Origin of the sequence: Calothrix sp. NIES-2100, from assembly GCF_963875285.1 — a bacterium.
In the GTDB taxonomy this organism is placed as follows: Bacteria; Cyanobacteriota; Cyanobacteriia; order Cyanobacteriales; family Nostocaceae; genus Aulosira.
Map to the genome: position 1 here is coordinate 4583488 of NZ_CAWNLA010000001.1, position 16084 is coordinate 4599571.

Annotated in this window: 14 protein-coding genes and 2 pseudogenes; 5 read left to right on the plus strand and 11 right to left on the minus strand. The window is 41.3% G+C overall.

The genetic code is table 11. From position 1 onward, the window contains the following. Nucleotides 1–16: 16 nt before the first annotated feature. From AACU32_RS18765 to AACU32_RS18780, 4 genes and pseudogenes are all read right to left on the minus strand, one after another. Nucleotides 17–352 (minus strand): XisI protein, encoded by a 336-nt coding sequence (locus tag AACU32_RS18765; RefSeq protein ID WP_096602225.1) that lies wholly within the window; start codon nucleotides 350–352, stop codon nucleotides 17–19. Beyond that, nucleotides 340–758 (minus strand): annotated as a pseudogene (locus AACU32_RS18770) (XisH family protein). The gene AACU32_RS18765 and the pseudogene AACU32_RS18770 overlap by 13 nt, the downstream one beginning before the upstream one ends. Before the next feature lie 80 nt (nucleotides 759–838). Beyond that, nucleotides 839–4432, minus strand: a complete 3594-nt coding sequence (locus AACU32_RS18775; protein ID WP_096602227.1) for an AAA-like domain-containing protein — start codon at nucleotides 4430–4432, stop codon at nucleotides 839–841. Nucleotides 4433–4842: 410 nt separating this feature from the next. Beyond that, the gene (locus AACU32_RS18780; RefSeq protein ID WP_096602229.1) at nucleotides 4843–5274 is read right to left on the minus strand and encodes an RrF2 family transcriptional regulator; all 432 of its coding nucleotides are present in this window, start codon (nucleotides 5272–5274) and stop codon (nucleotides 4843–4845) included. Between the two features lie 150 nt (nucleotides 5275–5424). Between AACU32_RS18780 and AACU32_RS18785 the strand changes: the two genes are divergently transcribed. Next, complete coding sequence (locus tag AACU32_RS18785; protein WP_096602231.1) at nucleotides 5425–5649, plus strand: response regulator; 225 nt, start codon at nucleotides 5425–5427, stop codon at nucleotides 5647–5649. A 423-nt stretch (nucleotides 5650–6072) separates the two neighbouring features. Here the strand turns inward: AACU32_RS18785 and AACU32_RS18790 are convergent. Then, nucleotides 6073–7255 (minus strand): annotated as a pseudogene (locus AACU32_RS18790) (ISH3 family transposase). A 387-nt stretch (nucleotides 7256–7642) separates the two neighbouring features. Between AACU32_RS18790 and AACU32_RS18795 the strand changes: the two are divergent. From AACU32_RS18795 to AACU32_RS18810, 4 genes are all read left to right on the plus strand, one after another. Next, the gene (locus tag AACU32_RS18795; RefSeq protein ID WP_445223229.1) at nucleotides 7643–7867 is read left to right on the plus strand and encodes a helix-turn-helix domain-containing protein; all 225 of its coding nucleotides are present in this window, start codon (nucleotides 7643–7645) and stop codon (nucleotides 7865–7867) included. 641 nt (nucleotides 7868–8508) lie between these two features. Further along, nucleotides 8509–9243, plus strand: coding sequence for an alpha-ketoglutarate-dependent dioxygenase AlkB (locus tag AACU32_RS18800; protein ID WP_096602237.1), 735 nt, complete (start codon nucleotides 8509–8511; stop codon nucleotides 9241–9243). Beyond that, nucleotides 9240–9989, plus strand: a complete 750-nt coding sequence (locus AACU32_RS18805; protein WP_096602239.1) for a hypothetical protein — start codon at nucleotides 9240–9242, stop codon at nucleotides 9987–9989. The genes AACU32_RS18800 and AACU32_RS18805 overlap by 4 nt, the downstream gene beginning before the upstream one ends. Nucleotides 9990–10533: 544 nt before the next feature. Further along, nucleotides 10534–11247, plus strand: coding sequence for a hypothetical protein (locus tag AACU32_RS18810; RefSeq protein ID WP_339378068.1), 714 nt, complete (start codon nucleotides 10534–10536; stop codon nucleotides 11245–11247). A 112-nt stretch (nucleotides 11248–11359) separates the two neighbouring features. Here AACU32_RS18810 and AACU32_RS18815 read toward each other — a convergent pair whose 3' ends face one another. From AACU32_RS18815 to AACU32_RS18840, 6 genes are all read right to left on the minus strand, one after another. Next, a complete protein-coding gene (locus AACU32_RS18815; RefSeq protein WP_096602243.1) occupies nucleotides 11360–12913 on the minus strand; it encodes a GMC family oxidoreductase N-terminal domain-containing protein in 1554 nt (517 codons plus the stop codon). 25 nt (nucleotides 12914–12938) lie between these two features. Further along, entirely contained in the window at nucleotides 12939–13259 is a 321-nt protein-coding gene (locus AACU32_RS18820; RefSeq protein ID WP_096602245.1) for a cupin domain-containing protein, read from the minus strand. A gap of 28 nt (nucleotides 13260–13287) precedes the next feature. Further along, on the minus strand, nucleotides 13288–14067 hold the full coding sequence (locus tag AACU32_RS18825; protein WP_096602247.1) for an SAM-dependent methyltransferase: 780 nt from the start codon (nucleotides 14065–14067) through the stop codon (nucleotides 13288–13290). Nucleotides 14068–14211: 144 nt separating this feature from the next. Beyond that, nucleotides 14212–14694, minus strand: a complete 483-nt coding sequence (locus AACU32_RS18830; protein WP_096602249.1) for a transposase — start codon at nucleotides 14692–14694, stop codon at nucleotides 14212–14214. A gap of 222 nt (nucleotides 14695–14916) precedes the next feature. Beyond that, a complete protein-coding gene (locus tag AACU32_RS18835) occupies nucleotides 14917–15294 on the minus strand; it encodes a hypothetical protein (protein WP_096602251.1) in 378 nt (125 codons plus the stop codon). A 51-nt stretch (nucleotides 15295–15345) separates the two neighbouring features. Beyond that, nucleotides 15346–16035 (minus strand): alternative oxidase, encoded by a 690-nt coding sequence (locus tag AACU32_RS18840; protein ID WP_096602252.1) that lies wholly within the window; start codon nucleotides 16033–16035, stop codon nucleotides 15346–15348. Nucleotides 16036–16084 lie beyond the last annotated feature (49 nt).

Genomic DNA, 16084 nt, shown 5'->3' on the forward strand with positions numbered 1-16084 from the left:
TGCTAACATTTCCACGTTAACCCACAGCATATTCGGTAAACTGTCGCATAAATGGTGACTGAAATCCTAAAACAATATCTTCCTTTGGAACTCCAGCATTCACTAAATCAGCTGCAATATCATCCTCCGTACCATTCCATTGCAGCCAAATTTTACCACCTTTAATATCTATGTGTATGATACAACTGTGTACCCATTCTTGACCTTCCCAACCTACATAAACAATTTGGTAATGGTCTCGTTCGGTGTCAAAAATTGTCTCAACTTCAATATTTCCGTAAGCAGGTTTTTGTTTACCATACTCTGAAAGCATCTGTTGTACAATCTGGCGATATCGTACTATTTTTTCCATTCAATAATCACCTCGTTTTCAACATCATAAACAATCATTTTGACTCGATTTTCTTCTACCATTTTCTTGGGAAAATCAAGTTGGAAAAATGTTCTGTAAGTCGTCAAAGGTACTGCTAAATATAAAATTCGCTCTGGACTCGTCGCCTTAATGCACCTCTATAATTGATAAATTGTCCCAACGCTGTGTGGAATTCTGAAATAGCAGAAGATTTCTCTAGAAAACTCTTGACTTCAACAGCAATTTTTTCATTTTCTCTTTCTGCTGCAATCAGTTTTTCTGCTGCTAAATCAATTGACATTTTTACCCCACCCACGTTAAACAAAAGTGGGTCATGAGTTATCTGCCAACCGTCCTTTTGTAAAGCTATTTTCACAACCTCATGAAAGACATCTCTAGCAGACATGGGCATTCATTATAGTATTTCCCACTTCTAAGATATCGTGTCACTGCATTTTCAGCACTTTTCTGCAATACAAGAGCTAATTACTGAGATACTTTTACTGTACCAATGCGATGTCTACGACTGGCTACGCCTACGCACAAACTCCTTTCCTCCTCCTTAGCATCTGCACTATTTTTTAAATAATCTCTCACACAATTACAAGCCTGCGCCAACAATTTCTCTGGACTAGAATCAAAATCTAAATTCCAAAGAGTGACTTTACCCAGAGAATCAGAAGAAGCCAAAACCTGACCATCTGGGCTGAAACTCACGCTTTTAACCCCAGCATCAAGCCCTGCAAGGGTTTGCAGCACTTCTCCCTTACGGTTCCACAGCTTAACTGTCATATCTTCACTCGCTGTAGCAATCGTCTCTCGATTTGGGCTAAAACTTACAGCATTCACCTCACCCCCGTGTCCCCGCAAAGTCAATAGTTCTTTACCCTTTCGGTTCCACAGTTTCACGGTTTTATCTTTACTGGCGGTAGCGATAAGCTGACTATCAGAACTGAAACTTACAGCCTGTATCCCAGCTTGATGTCCTTTGAGTGTTACCAATTCTTTTCCCTGAAGATTCCAGAGTTTAGCAGTTCCATCTTCACTTGCGGTAGCAATCATTTGACCATCAGGACTGAAACTTACACTTCTCACACCAGCTTGATGTCCGCGCAAAGTCATGATTTCTCTACCATTTAAATTCCACAGTTTAACTGTTGTATCCCAGCTTGCACTAGCAATGGTTTTACCGTCGGGGCTGAAAGTTGCGCTTCTCACATCTGCTTGATGTCCGCGCAAAGTTGCTATTTCTTTTCCAGATAAATTCCACAGTTTGACGGTTTTATCTCGGCTGGCGGTAGCAATAATTTGTCCATCAGGACTAAATTGCAAACTTCTGAGGGTATCGCTATGACCGTTCAGTGTCACTAATTCCTGTCCTTGACGGTTCCAGAGTTTCGCCATTGTGTAACGACCAGTTGTACCCAGAATTTTACCATCAGGACTAAAACTAACACTTCCCGCAGCCGCTTCACCAAGATTAAAACTTAGGGATTGGAATTTTCCGGCTTCCCCGTTATCCATATTCCACAATCTCACAGTTCCATCTTCGCCACTGCTAGCTAGAAGTTTTCCATCTTTGCTTAAATTCACCCCCCAAACAGCATCGGTATGTCCTCGCAAAACTTGCAATTCCTCGCCTTTGCGATTCCAGAGTCGAATTGTTTTATCCCAACTGGCGGTAGCGATAATTTGACCATCGCGGCTGAATACTGCACTCGCAACAGTATCAGAATGACCGCGCAGTGTCGCCAATTGTTTACCGTTTAAATCCCAAATTTTCGCGCTCTTGTCTCGACTCGTCGTCACCAGGTTTTTACCATCCTGGCTGAAATTAACATACATTACCCAATTATCATGCCCTCCCAGGTTCAACAATTCTTTACCATCCCAACTCCAAACCTTCGCCGTACCATCCCGGCTGGCGGTAGCAATCATTTGTCCTTTGGGGCTGAAATGAATGGCGACGACTGGGGCTTTATGGGTACGGAAAGATTTTAACTCTTGTCCTTGTAGGTTCCAGAGTCTCATTGTCCCATTCCATTCCATTGATGCCACTGTCTTGCTATCGGGGCTAAATCCGACACAAGCTACCCAATCTTGATTATTGAAAGTGATAATTTCTTTACCATCTTCAACACGCCAGACTTTCACGGTTTTATCTCGACTGGCACTAACTAACATCTTACCATCGGGACTAAAATTCACGCTCCATACTGCATCTGTATGACCGCGTAGGGTGTGGAGTAACTTACCATCACGCTGCCAAATTTTCACGGTTTTATCCCAACTGGCGCTGGCGAGTTTTTGCCCATCGGGGCTAAATTTAACTCTTGTAACTACATCCCCATGTCCTATTAAACGGTTGCGTTCCCGTACCCAGTAGAGAGATTGGCTAATGGTCTTTTCTACTTGCACCTTTAAATCTGTATCTGCATTATCCCAGCCCATCTGGTTTAACTTAATACCAGCTTTGAGACTTTCAAGTAAAGCGTCAAAGGTATTATGAGACTCAAAAGCTGTTTCTGATGAGAGCGTTAAGGCTTTAATCTCACCCAAGCTTACTTGTCGCTTTTGTTGTGCAGTTTGCCATGTAAGTAACCCGGAGATTCCCAAGAGAGTCACAGCGACAACAGACAGCACCGATAACCCCATCATTCCCCGGCGGATCGTTTGTTTCGCTTGCTGTTCAGCGTTGAGGAGAATTTGATTGGCTTGTTGAGATGCTATGAGCGCACTTTGTACTTGGCGTTTTTCTAGTTCCTCGCTAGCGGCTAAAAAGCGATAATCCATGTTACTCAAACTTTTGCCTTTCGCCCAAGCTTGAGCATCTTTGAGGGCTTGTCCTCGTAGCAGGTTGGTTTCATCTTGGTAATTTGATTTCACCCAAGCATTAATTAAATCTGCGTAAGGGCGTAACTTTTTTAATTGCTTTTCTACCCACTCAATATGAAAAACTTCTTGATAGATGCGATTATAAACTTGTAAGCTACCTTGTTTTTTAACAACTAATCCCGATAAAAGTAATTCAATTTTTTCTGGCGAATCATCAGCAGGTACACCACCATTTTGTAAGATTTGTAGATATAGTCCTAATAATCTACTAGCTCGTTGTTCGTTGCAAAGTAATCTGTCACGGATGGTTCTTAAATGGGGTGGTTCATCCAGGGAAGCCCAGTTATCTATGATATGCGATCGCACTATTGTAGAAACTTGATCCGCTATAGCCTCACTGGGAATCAATATCTCCTGCATCAGTTTCTTCAGGTAGGGCGATTCTATGGCAGAAAGGCTTCTCTGTTTTCCTATTCCCCCATGCCAATGTTGTGCAATTAATTGGCAAAGTTTCTGAGTTAAAAACGGTTGTCCTCCCGTCCAAACAAGTATTTCCTTCAGTGCAGCTTGGGGATTTTCGACTTTATTCGCTAACCCTATTTCTAATGGTTGAACTTCCGCAATATTAAACCCATTTAACTCAATTGCTCTACCAATATTAAAAGGTGTGCGAGTTTTATCACTAATTAAATCTGAAGGTGTAGCTACTCCCAGCAGTGCAAAAGTAAAACGCTTATGTTCGTGGCAAGAACGAATCAAGGCAAAAAAGTCATCTGTATTAAATGGTAAGCTGATTGTGCTGTCAATTTCATCGAAAAAAATTACAATCGATTGATTAATAAATTCCGGTAAAACAGATTGCAATAATTCACCCAAACGACCCACTGGAGACAGGTCTTGTCTTTGCGCTAACCAATCACGGACATTAATTTGCGTAGTCAACCGAAAACTCCGCATCAGCCGCATGATAATGTCTGCATACCATTGGTCAGCAGTGATGTTGCTGTTTCCTATACCTGACAGGTCAACCGTTGTACAAGCAATTCCATCCTCTTGTAGACGTTTAGCCACCTGTACCCGCAAACTAGATTTACCCATTTGCCGACAATTGAGAACGTAACAAAATTCACCTGCCTTTAAAGCATTGTAGAGTTCTTCGTCAGCTTGTCGTACTACATAGCTGGGTGCATCAACTCTGAGGCGACCACCAACTTGATATTCATAGGATGAAGTAAGCTTTTGCACGGGTAATCCTCTACCTGAAAATTCTCAATTGATGCATTGCATCATAAAGTTGACTGTCATACTTATAGAGCTTCTAGCCTTCTGTGTCGATGTAGAAAAGTTAAGGTTTTTTTGACTTAACTTGAAAAAAACTTATTTCAGTTATGAACACATATCGGTTTTAGCTGTTAGCTGTCAACAGTTAACAGTCCACAACCCTTGATGTAAGATTTCGCAAATACAAGAGCGGATTGCCATATGCCGAATCTGTGGTGTAGCTTTAGTAATCATCTTTCCCCACACCAGACTAAAACGAAATTTGGTTCACTTTCTATATCCAACTGTGCAGCTTTTAGTAAGCTATGAAATTCTGGTTGTTTATAACACTTCAATATAAAATTAAATATCTAACATGATACATAATCTTTATACTAAATATAGTACATAAGTTCCATTTGTTTGCGAACTGCTAGTTTTTCACAAAGGTCAAAGAGCGTATATTTCTGTAAAACCGACTGAGCTGCATCAGTTGCTTCTTGCCAGATTTCCTGAGCCACATTTGGTGATTGAATCTTAGTTTCAAAAACTGATACAACATCATCTAACCTTTCAATGCATCTATAAACATCAAGCACTGTGATATTTTTAGGTTTTCGTGCTAAAATATAGCCACCTTTGGCACCACGTATACTTTTAATTAGACCACCACTTCTTAATATCCCCAGCAGTTGATCCAGATACCTAACAGGTATATTTTGTATTTCTGCTATCTCTTTAATCTGTCGTGGTTCTCTACTTTCGTAGCTTTTGGCAATTTCTAACATAGCAACCAGAGCGTATTCAAATTTATGCGAAAGTTCCATAGAGTAAATTTAAAGAGCGAAATTCAAATTTTTAGAGACTATTATTTTTTTTAATACTTTAATAGTAAAATTTCTTGTTTAATAAATGCAAATAAATTTATTTAACAAAATTAAGCCCGCATTGCCATTGACCTCATCGGCCCTCACCAGATGCTCTGTACAATAAGAGCGATCGCACTTACTGCTGATGCCGGAGAAATTAATTATCAGCAGTCAATGGCGGCAGGATTTCAGCGACATATCGCTAAACCAATCGAACTTAAACTTTTAATTCAAGCGATCGCAGACGTAATAAGTAGTGCCAGTGCCATCGTGCTTGAAATGATGATGCGCCACAGACAAGAGTACCTAAACTCTACTTCACAAAACTATTAACGCTTGTGGAAAATTTTCCTTAACCGTCTTGTTGCAACAGAATGCATATGGTTAGCTGAGTTCCGGAAGGAAATCGGAACTCAACCGGAACTGTAACGCCCAAAACATAGACCTGACAAAGAAATTTACCCACATCTCAATTACGTCTGACTAATATCAAGTTTTATGAAAACTGCAAAACCAGGCAAAAATACTTCAATAAAACTCCTAGGTAAAATAAACACCCCACTGAATTCAAATCAGGTAGGGTTGGGATAAAACAAGCAAAAAATTTGCCACCGAAGAGAAAAAGTACTATTCAACATCTGCCATCAGCAGTAAACCAAAAAGTTTTTCCCCAAAGAGCGATCGCTAAATATTTTGTAGCCTACGATACTTTTTAATACTCGCTCCTTTAACCAGCAGACATAGTATGGATAATGATTACTTATGATTAGCTGATTGATAATTTGTTGGTGCTAACAGTCGTGGAATATAAATGCTTTCTACTACTTGATATTTACGCTGTAGGGCTTGAGATAAAAAGGCTAACATCTGTTTAAGTACGAAAAGTGTCCGGTAAATTAATCGGCAACATGAGCCTTTTCCGACTTATTCTAAGCCAGAGGAGGTTAACCCAAATATTAACTAAAAGAAAAGATATACCAACGAATAGTAATCTTAATGCGGGATTTTTATTATTTGTTCTAATTCGACAAAGATTTTGCAGCCGATAACTACTTTCGATGCCAAATCTTTTTCGATAATCCTGATATATATAATCTAAATTAGTTTGGATTTTATAAGTAACATAAGCAAGGTATTGCACCCCATATTTTTTACGCTTTCCTTTTCTATATTTACAGACAATCCATAAGTCAAAGGTGACTGAGTCATCTTTGTCTCTTGTAATAGTATGGGTAGTTTTATAGCTTTTTCTTCCCTTCAAAAACTGTTTAATTCCTCCCTTTTTTCCTGTCTTGATAGCAGGCATCATAAATGGAATATCTAATGCTTGCAACCATCTTATTACAGGAGTATTAAAAAATCCCCTATCTAAATAGAGTTTTTTTACATTTATTTTAAGGGATTCAAGTTCCGCCAATAAATAAGTAATTATCGCTACACTAGTATCTAGTCGGCGAACACCTCTGACGGCTAGAGTTACACGCTTGTTTTTGTTAATCACATATAAAGTTGCAGCCGTCAAAAATGAATGAGTACCAGATTTAGCTTCACTTTTATATATGTATGGTAATTCTAAGAATGTTGGCTTACCATAATAACAAATTAAATTTAAATCAATCGCTATTTTTAAACATCCTTTTTTTAAACCTAAAGGAATTCGACTTTTCAATGCTTGATTAATTCGTGTCTCTAACTCCTCAAAATTGTTGATTTTATTAAGATGATATCTAATATCATTAGCTGTAGGAACATTTTTTAATAATTTGGCTGTATTCTCAATACTATCTCCACTGCTGGCTGCTTTTATAAGAATCTCAAATAAAGTTTGTTGGTCACATCCCCCCTGAGTTTCAATGGAAAAATTTTCTACTAAACACTCAATAACCTCTTCAAGGGTTTCTGAGTCTGTTAAAACCAGTTCTTCTGATGAAACAGTCAATTTTAAGAGCCAATATGCTACACACTACTTTCATCATTTCATTTTTTGAACCCCAAAAGAGCAGTATAAGCATTAATTATGCATTTAGTAGTTTACACTACCTTGTTCTACGTAAGAGTGATTAGCGATCGCTCTTTGGGGAAAAACTTTTTGGTTTACTGATAAGCCGCTTCCATTCCTCAGTTGTCAGTTGATCAAACGGCTGATCCAACAACTCCTCACAAGACCTAGTTTCGAGACTAGGCAATACTTCGACCATCGACAACGACCACACGGCATCGAATGCAGAATCACAGGGTACTTGCTGCTGATGGTCTGATGACGCTCTGTTGACCCACCAGCGACCTAGCTAGAAAAACTGGTTACAGTCCTCAGTTCATCCAAAAAATTGAACAAAATAAGGTTAAATCACTCACACTAGAAGCAGCTGCACGATTCTGTGAAGCCCTTGACTGCAAACCAGGAGATTTGCTTGAGGAAGGTGAGCCACCAAAAAGATCAAAGATAGAAAAAGGTGTTACTTTCGATTCCCCAGCAAAAACAGAGATTTTAGGAAACAAGAGGAAAATTTCGGGCGAAAGCGCTGAAGTTGATCTACTGAAAGCAGCCTAAACACTAGAAGCGACCGCCCGCCGACCAAAGCAATGCGATCGCCTTAACTACGCCACTATCAGTCATAGTAGTCATGTCTAATCTATCATTGAGCTAAGAACTAGCATTAACAAATGACCAATTTCAAAAGTTATTGCCTGTAAAGAGAGGAAAATGCTTGGGTTTGCTTGGGAAGAAGACAACGAAACAAAAGCCAGTTAAAAGCGTTGAGGAGAAAGCAGACTCTATCTTGCGTCTTCAAATGGTTAAGTAACAAATAACTTGACTGTTAAAGAATCCATTCAACTTGCTGCTTTCAGTATTTGCCAATAACCAAAATTAGAAACGATCCTTCAAGAGAACGTAAAGTGGTCGTTCAAATCTGGTATTTGATGAGTATTTCTTACTAGCGTACCAGTTTTGAAGACTCAACTCATTTGGGTGCGGCCTGGTTGCAATGCCCCGAAATTTTACTGCGTCAAAATTTGGAAATGTCTAGTATGGACGCATTGACATTTCAAATCAAAGATGAATTGAGATTTTGTACCCGTACTAATGTACTAATGATGGGGTCAGTGGAATTACCGTCACTGTACTAGCAGATTTTGCAGATTTAGAAACGATCACCGTAACCCACAAATTGTTGATTAGGCGGGTGTAAAGTGAAAAATTCAACATCAGTTATCGAGTTATCAGTTGTTGAGCATTCTGGGGTGTTGGTAGTTGATTCGAGACTCATAGCGGAAGATTTAGGTATCCAGCACAAGAACTTTTTAGCAACACTAGACAAGTATATTGATGAGATAGAAGAGGACTGGGGACAGGTCGCGTTTGAAACGGAGACTGTCACAAATTCAGTCGGAGCAAGCAATTCAGTAAAATATGCTCTACTGACTGAACCCCAAGCAACTTTGTTAATGACCTACAGTCGTAACACCGAACGGGTTAGGCAGTGCAAGCGGCATTTGGTCAAAGCATTTGAAAAAGCAAAGCTAGCGTTATCAAACGCAGTCGAGTTGCGGGTTGTCGAGTTAGAGCAAAAAATAGCAGATCAAGGTAAAGCGATAACTTCGTTAAGCTTCGCTAACGCTCAACTGCAATCCCAAATCCAAAACCTCCTGCCCCCATCAGCCGACTTCATACCCCCAGGCTGGAATGAAGAGCAATCGATGGGCCTAAATCCGGTGATCGCATCTGTTAGTTTAGGTTCAGTTCGCAAATTCCAAATCAAGCCCATCGGAGGGAAGCCGACTGATTTCTGGCTGGAGCATGGGAGTTTGCTGGTTATGCACCCCGTTTGTCAGTCCACACACTTACATCAAGTTCCGAAGACCAAGAAATTGGTTAGCACGCGAATTAATCTAACTTTTCGTCCGCATATTGGAGGCAACAAATGAGTACTGTTGTCTCTACCGAAAAAGCATCGGTGCTGGTGATATTGCGGCGAGAGTATCTGGACATTACTGGTAACTTCTGTGCTGCCAAGCTGATTGAGTATTTTCGACATTGGACAAAGTGGAAGCTCAAAAATCATCGCACCCCTTGGGTTTACCAGCCACTCAAGCGAATTTACGCTGACCTGATGGGTGAGCATAGTCTTCATGTGATTAGGAGTGCGATCACACTGCTTGAGGAAATGGGGATTCTCTCAAAGCAGAAAAATCCTGGTAATGGGCAGGATCGAACTTGGCAGTATAAATTAAACAGTGAAGTACTGAATCGACTATTAGAACACGGCAAGCGCAAAACTGAACAAGCCACGTTCAATGCAGAACAATACCACAGAAACCATACTCAAGCTTCAAAGCCACAACAACACTCTGCTGTTGAGCTTGAAAAAAGTGAGGAAGTGAAAGCCGAGATTTTGGACTATGACCAGGAAGGGGTTTGTTATACCCCAGAACCAGAGTTAGTTGAAATTACTCACTTCGTTGAAGAGATAGAACAAGATAACTCGACTAACGAGAGAAATACTCATGAGGATCATTCTTCCGCCGCCCCTGTTACATCAGATTTTCAAAGCATAGACTCAATTGATGATGAGGATGATTATTGCGCTACAGAATCTATGGAAAAATCAGTGCTGCAACAGCTACGAGAAATACCCTGTACTCCGCAGTTTCGTCTCAATGCAGAGATTTAACGTACCGTCAAACGGTGTTGGCAGAATGTACCGGGGGCGATCGCCTATCTCAAAGAAGCGATACGAACTTGGAAAGGGATCAAGTCGCCGGAGGCTGTGTTTGTGGCAGCTTGTAAGGAGGGGAGGAAACCGGAGGTGCAGCAGGCTAAGTCGGAGGCGATCGCTTGGTTTGAGTGGGCGAGGAAAAACAGGATTGTGATTGCGATGTCGGGTGAGGTCGTATACACGGCAGATGGTGAGGCTGTGGCGTTAGCCGAGATGATGCAGCAGTTTCCTATGCAGCAGTAACACTGCAAGCAAAGTGTGATCATGTTTTAAATGTCACTATCTACTTGTTGTGCCTCAATAGTATCGATATCTAAAATTTTCTTGGTTTTATGCCTTTTCCCTTAGCTAACACGAGGAGATAAATATATTGTAATTACTGAAGATTTAGCTTACTAGTTAAGTTAATTAATACTTAAGCTTGTTTAAATCCTAGTTATTTATGAAACCACTGCATTACTTAATTTTTCATCCAGACTATGCAAGGCAAAAAACTGAAGTGCATGGACAAGTATTAATTAACAATCAAGTTACTGATTGGAAAGGTCATGTTTGGGTAGATAGCCCAGGTGGGAATGAAGATCCATTTGTATTTTCACAAAGATGGCTCTACTCATACTGCCATGCTACACAATTAAAAAGGTCTCCCAGCAATACTGCATACGTTACAGGAGGATCATATTTGTTTTTCTGTAGCGGAGATGCTGCTAATCAGGGAGTTATTCAATTAGATACAGTTTTTGTTGTAGATCATGCTGCTATTTGGCCAAATAACCAGCAAGGACTACCTGAAGAATTTCAACAGGATTACGAAAATCCTAAATCTGACTTATGGGAAAGACATTTCAAATACCCTTTTCTTGGACAACACCAGGGAAAATACACTTATGTAAGTAGACATTGGTTTGATAACAAAGATGAGTATTCTTTTTCGCCAATTTCTGAGAGCGGTGAAAGAGTAGCCTTTGATATAAATGTACTGAATCCTAACCTCCAGTCTCTTGTAGCAAGCAGAATAAAGGGTAAATATCCAGTGTTATTAAGCGAAGAAGACAAAACAGAATTACTCAAACTAACCTTATCTCTCACTAATGTTCAAGTAATTGGCAATCTTACTCAGCAGTACAAAAAAATTAGCTCGATAGATTGTTGTAAAAGCAATTGTAAAGCGAGTTACGTCAATATTGTGGAGGGTTCAAAGCAAACTTGTTGAAATTCAATAAGGGCGAGGGAAGCACGGTTATAAGTGGGGATTGGGTTGGTGAGACGGGAGCAATCGCTTGTCTTTTCACAATTAAAAACTGCTTTGAAGGCTTGTAAAAGCGTTAATTCACCTTGGCACTCTTGCTTTGAAATGTGTAGCCTGCAGATCTAATTAAGTCGGCTGCCTTTTCACCAATCATGATTGTAGATGCATTCGTATTTCCCGATGGAATAGTTGGCATTACAGAAGCATCGACAACGCGCAATCCTTCAATCCCGTGAACTCGAAGTTGAGCATCAACCACCGCCATTAGATCGTTGCCCATTTTACACGTACCTACAGGATGCCAATAGGTATTAGCCGTTTGTCGAATGTAAGCAGCAAGTGCTTCGTCACTGATTATATCTTTACCGGGAGCCACTTCCTCTTCCAATACTTGATCGAAGGCAGCCGAATGAGCAAGTTGACGGGCAATCTTAATGCCTTCTACCAACACTTGTAAATCAGTCTCACACTGAAGATAGTTCATTTGAATAACGGCTGGATCGAGCGGATTTTTTGAGCGCAACGTCACAGTACCATGACTTTGAGGTTTGATTAAGCAAGCAACCAATGTGGCTCCCGAAACTTCATGGGTAAGGGTTGGAGACAACAGAGCCGGGCTAAAGAGGAACTGTAAGTCTGGTGCAACTTCGTTACTTTTACCGCTATGCAGAAATAGCCCAGCTTCGACTATATTACTAGTAGGTGCGATCGCGGGTCGCGCTTGGGTAGACTTGTAGCCAACAGCAACCAATGGGTGATCGTGCAAGTTCTCACCGACACCGGGTAAATCAGCAACCACAGAAATGTTGAGCGATCGCAGATGCTCTGCATTGCCAATTCCAGAAAGCATCAGCAGTTTAGGAGAATCGAATACACCCGCCGACAAAATCACTTCCTGATTGACATAAACTTGTTGCAGCGTTCCTTGGTGCAGGTATTCTACCCCAACCGTGCGAGTTCCCTTAAACAATAGTCGAGTCACTAACGCACCAGTTTGAACTGTTAAATTAGGACGATCAAGAATCGGCACAAGAAATGCGGCGGCGGCACTATGTCTCTTCCCGTCTTTAATAGTTAATTGATACAATCCCGCACCTTCTTGTTGTGCGCCATTGAAATCGGGATTGCGGGCGTAGCCGAGTTGCTCTGCTGCTGCGATAAATTGCTCTGATATGACAGCAGGCGCAAGCGGATTAGTAACGCTCAAGGCTCCATCGACACCGTGAAATTCGGACGCGCCTCGCTGCTGGTTTTCTGATTTCTTGAAGTAAGGCAATACTTCTTCGTAACTCCAGCCGGGATTGCCGAGTTCTTGCCAACAGTCGAAATCGTGGCGATTGCCTCGAATGTATATCATGGCGTTGAGTGAACTAGAGCCGCCAGTGACTTTGCCACGCGAACACAAAATTTTCCGCCCATTGAGGTGTTGTTCTGGTTCACTCCAGTAAGCCCAATCAACCTCCGTTCCTAGCAAGCTTGGCCAAGCCACAGGAATTTGGATCTCTGGTTTAGTCGCCGGATTGCCTGCTTCGAGTAACAACACGGTTGTTTCACCATCTTCTGTCAAACGATTGGCAACAACACAACCTGCTGAACCAGCACCGATCACCACATAATCGTATTGAGTCATGACATTCTCACTTGTATATTCAACTTCATGTGTGCAGAAATGCAAGATTTTCCAATGCATGGAGCGCATGGGGGGTGTTTGCGGGTAAATAAACAAATACCCCTGGCTGCAAAGTAATTTCACGTCCTTGCAAAGTGAGTACTCCGCGTCCTGCGATTACAGTCACCGAAATATTCCGAGGAGCAGTATGCTCAGGCATTTTTGTTCCGGCAGTGAGACAGAGTAAAGAGAAACTGTTTTGTTCATCTTGTACTAAAGCTTTGCGAGTCACTCCAGGTTTCGTGTAATCTGCCAATTCCCGCAGATTAGCTGTCATTTCAGTATTATTTTTTGAGGGATACACCATGATTTATCTCCTATCATTTCCAGGTTGATTACAATTCTCTAACAGCACACAAAGCGATGTAGCCCAAGTCTTGTTGGTGTTGAGTGAAGACTCGCCGCATCTTGATGATGCGATCGCGAATCACAGGCTGAGTCAAAATATTCCAGGCAATCTGAACCGTGTGAATTACTCTTTCATCTCTTAGTACCTGAACCGGCTCAAGCAGTCTCATTGCACCAATTTGCCGCTGTGTTACTGTTAGCCCTACCTGAGCGAAGGTGTCGATCCAGTCTCGTTCTGGCAGTGGTGTAGCATTCACACAAGTCACTTGTGTCAGGTCTTGGCGAAGCGATTCTAAATGGTCACGCGCTAGCAGTTCATGGCTGAGAAATTTGCCACCAACTTTAAGCCGATCGCGCACACCTGTCAGAATTTTGGCTTTGCCAGCAGAGGTTTGCATCGTCAAAATGGCTTCTGCTAACACATAGTTAAACGATGCCGAAATAGTTTCTAGCTGAAAAATATTGCCTTGAATAAACTGAACCCGATGATCTAAGCCAGCTGATCGGGCTTTAGCTTGGGCGATCGCTACTCGGTTGGAATCTTGTTCAATACCAATCACCTGGAGGTTGTAACATTTTGCTAAAACAATTGCGCTATTTCCTAACCCAGAACCGAGTTCCAAAACGGTTTCACCCCTTTTGAAATTCGCCCATTGCAAGAGTTGTTCCGTAGCGGCGCGTCCACCCGGACGGAGAACCGTTTTACCCGCAGCCGCCAGGACAACATGACTTGGTGCTGTTGTCAGATTGAGAGTAGTTTGTGTCATCGTTCGGTTAATACTTCAAAAAAGACAGGTAATGTTGTCCAACGGCGGGAACAAAACCAGCAAATTTCATGGTGCTGGATATGTCGGAGTAATGGGTAAGAGCAATACGAACAGTTATTCATGATCGTTCTTTTGTGTCATTGCTCATAGAAAAACAATTTTAGGACTAGCTGCATATCCTAAATAAAGATTGGCAGCCGATCGCAGTACAATTTCGGAGTAGAGAATCTTTTGAATGTCTAAAGAAGGCGCACGTTTTGCAGTGAATTTATAAGCCACGATTTCCCCCTTCAAGCTGAAGTCGCTATCCGTCAAGTAGTGGTCATAATCGTGCATTCCCTGAAAAATAAATCCATAGATCGGATTGGGATAAACGGAAGAATCGTAACTATCGGCGGATACCCAAAGTTGCTGAAGTCTAATATCGGCAAACATCTCAAGAGCGTTGTGGTAACGCATATAATCAGAGAATTGCAGATTTAAAGGTAATTGGTGGAATTCACCCATGAGCCAGTCACAGAGTTGGGTGATGGTTTCGTCAGAAATCTCGGCTGGTTTGGCTTCTAGGTAGAGTTTAGCAAGAGTTTCCACAAGGAATATATTTGTGTTTACTTTTGTAAGAGCCATATTGCTATCCTCATAGCCTTAAACTACCTTTACTCTGACAATTTTTCTCAATAATTTCTTTGAGCTAGCTCATAGTTAAAATAGAAAAAGTCAGAGCTAGCTTGATCGGGGTTTCAATGAAGAGGCAGGAAGTAGAGGGAAATGACCCCATTAAGAACTACTGTGGAATGAAGGGGGAAATATGGGTTTGAGTCACCCAAGGAAGCAGCTCTTACCTCCCCATCAACTTTTTGTACAAGCCTGCCGCATTAGGAGACGATTGTCTTGATAGACCTCTAAAGTTCCAGACTGCTGGCTATCTAGTGTACCGTCCCATACCCAGTATTTATAATTGCCACTTTGAAACTTATACACTCGAACGCCTTCTGTCGCTTTGCTAGTTCCTTTGTTTAAACTCAAATCACCGTGCGAACTTGTAGAACGGTAGAGAAGTTCACCCGAAGAATACCTTTTCCAAACATTGACATTGTATCCACCCTGGCATTTCATACTGAGGATTAAGCCAGCAGTAGAATCAGCAGAAGCTCTTAAGGAGTAATTAACCCAAACACAGGTTGTTAGAGCAAGAAATAGCGTGGATCTTTTCAGTAGTGTTTTCATAATTTTCCTTATGGTTTAGTTGTTCAAAAATCAAATAGGAACTTTATAGAATCAATCCTGTTGATCGGCACTGGTTGTCACCAATTCAAAAACCGTATGGGGACTTTTGAAAGTTTGCCGTGCTTCTGGTAGCTGGAGAGCCTCCATTGTCTTGACGTGTTCGCATTCGTCATCCCGAATATTCACGAATACATCGTAGAGATTATCCACTTTCGGGCGGCGAAATTTATGATCTGATGTAAACTGGGTTTCTTCAAACATATATAAATCGCCATCACGGTAGTAGTTAATTGCGACTTTAGGCGCTTTTTGAGCTTTCAGTTCTGCTTCATGGGCTTTCAAGTAGTCGTCATAGGTATGGTAGGCATGATTTTCAATAAGTTGCATTAGGTAGTAGGCATACTTGGGAAACAGCATATAGATGAGGACAACCACCCAGTAGTACGCCACTGCAATATGTTGAGCGACGAAGCGATCAATCCAGTACTGATCGCCACCCATTGATTCCATAATTAACAAATGATGTAATTCGTTCCAGGTTTCGGCGAAATGAACTTTCAACAAGTCAGCTTTGCGCCAGTAACCCAGCGTCTCGTAAAGATGCAGTACCGAGAGATAGGAAAAATAAGGAACGCGAGCGATGGTTTCCAGGACATAAAACCGAGGGTAAGAACGATTTCCGTAGACGAAATCGACAATAAATACAAAAAAACTGACGATCGCTTGAATCAAAACTTTCATACTGTATTCCTCTAGAATCAGAACAAATCACTGATTTGACGATTTCGAG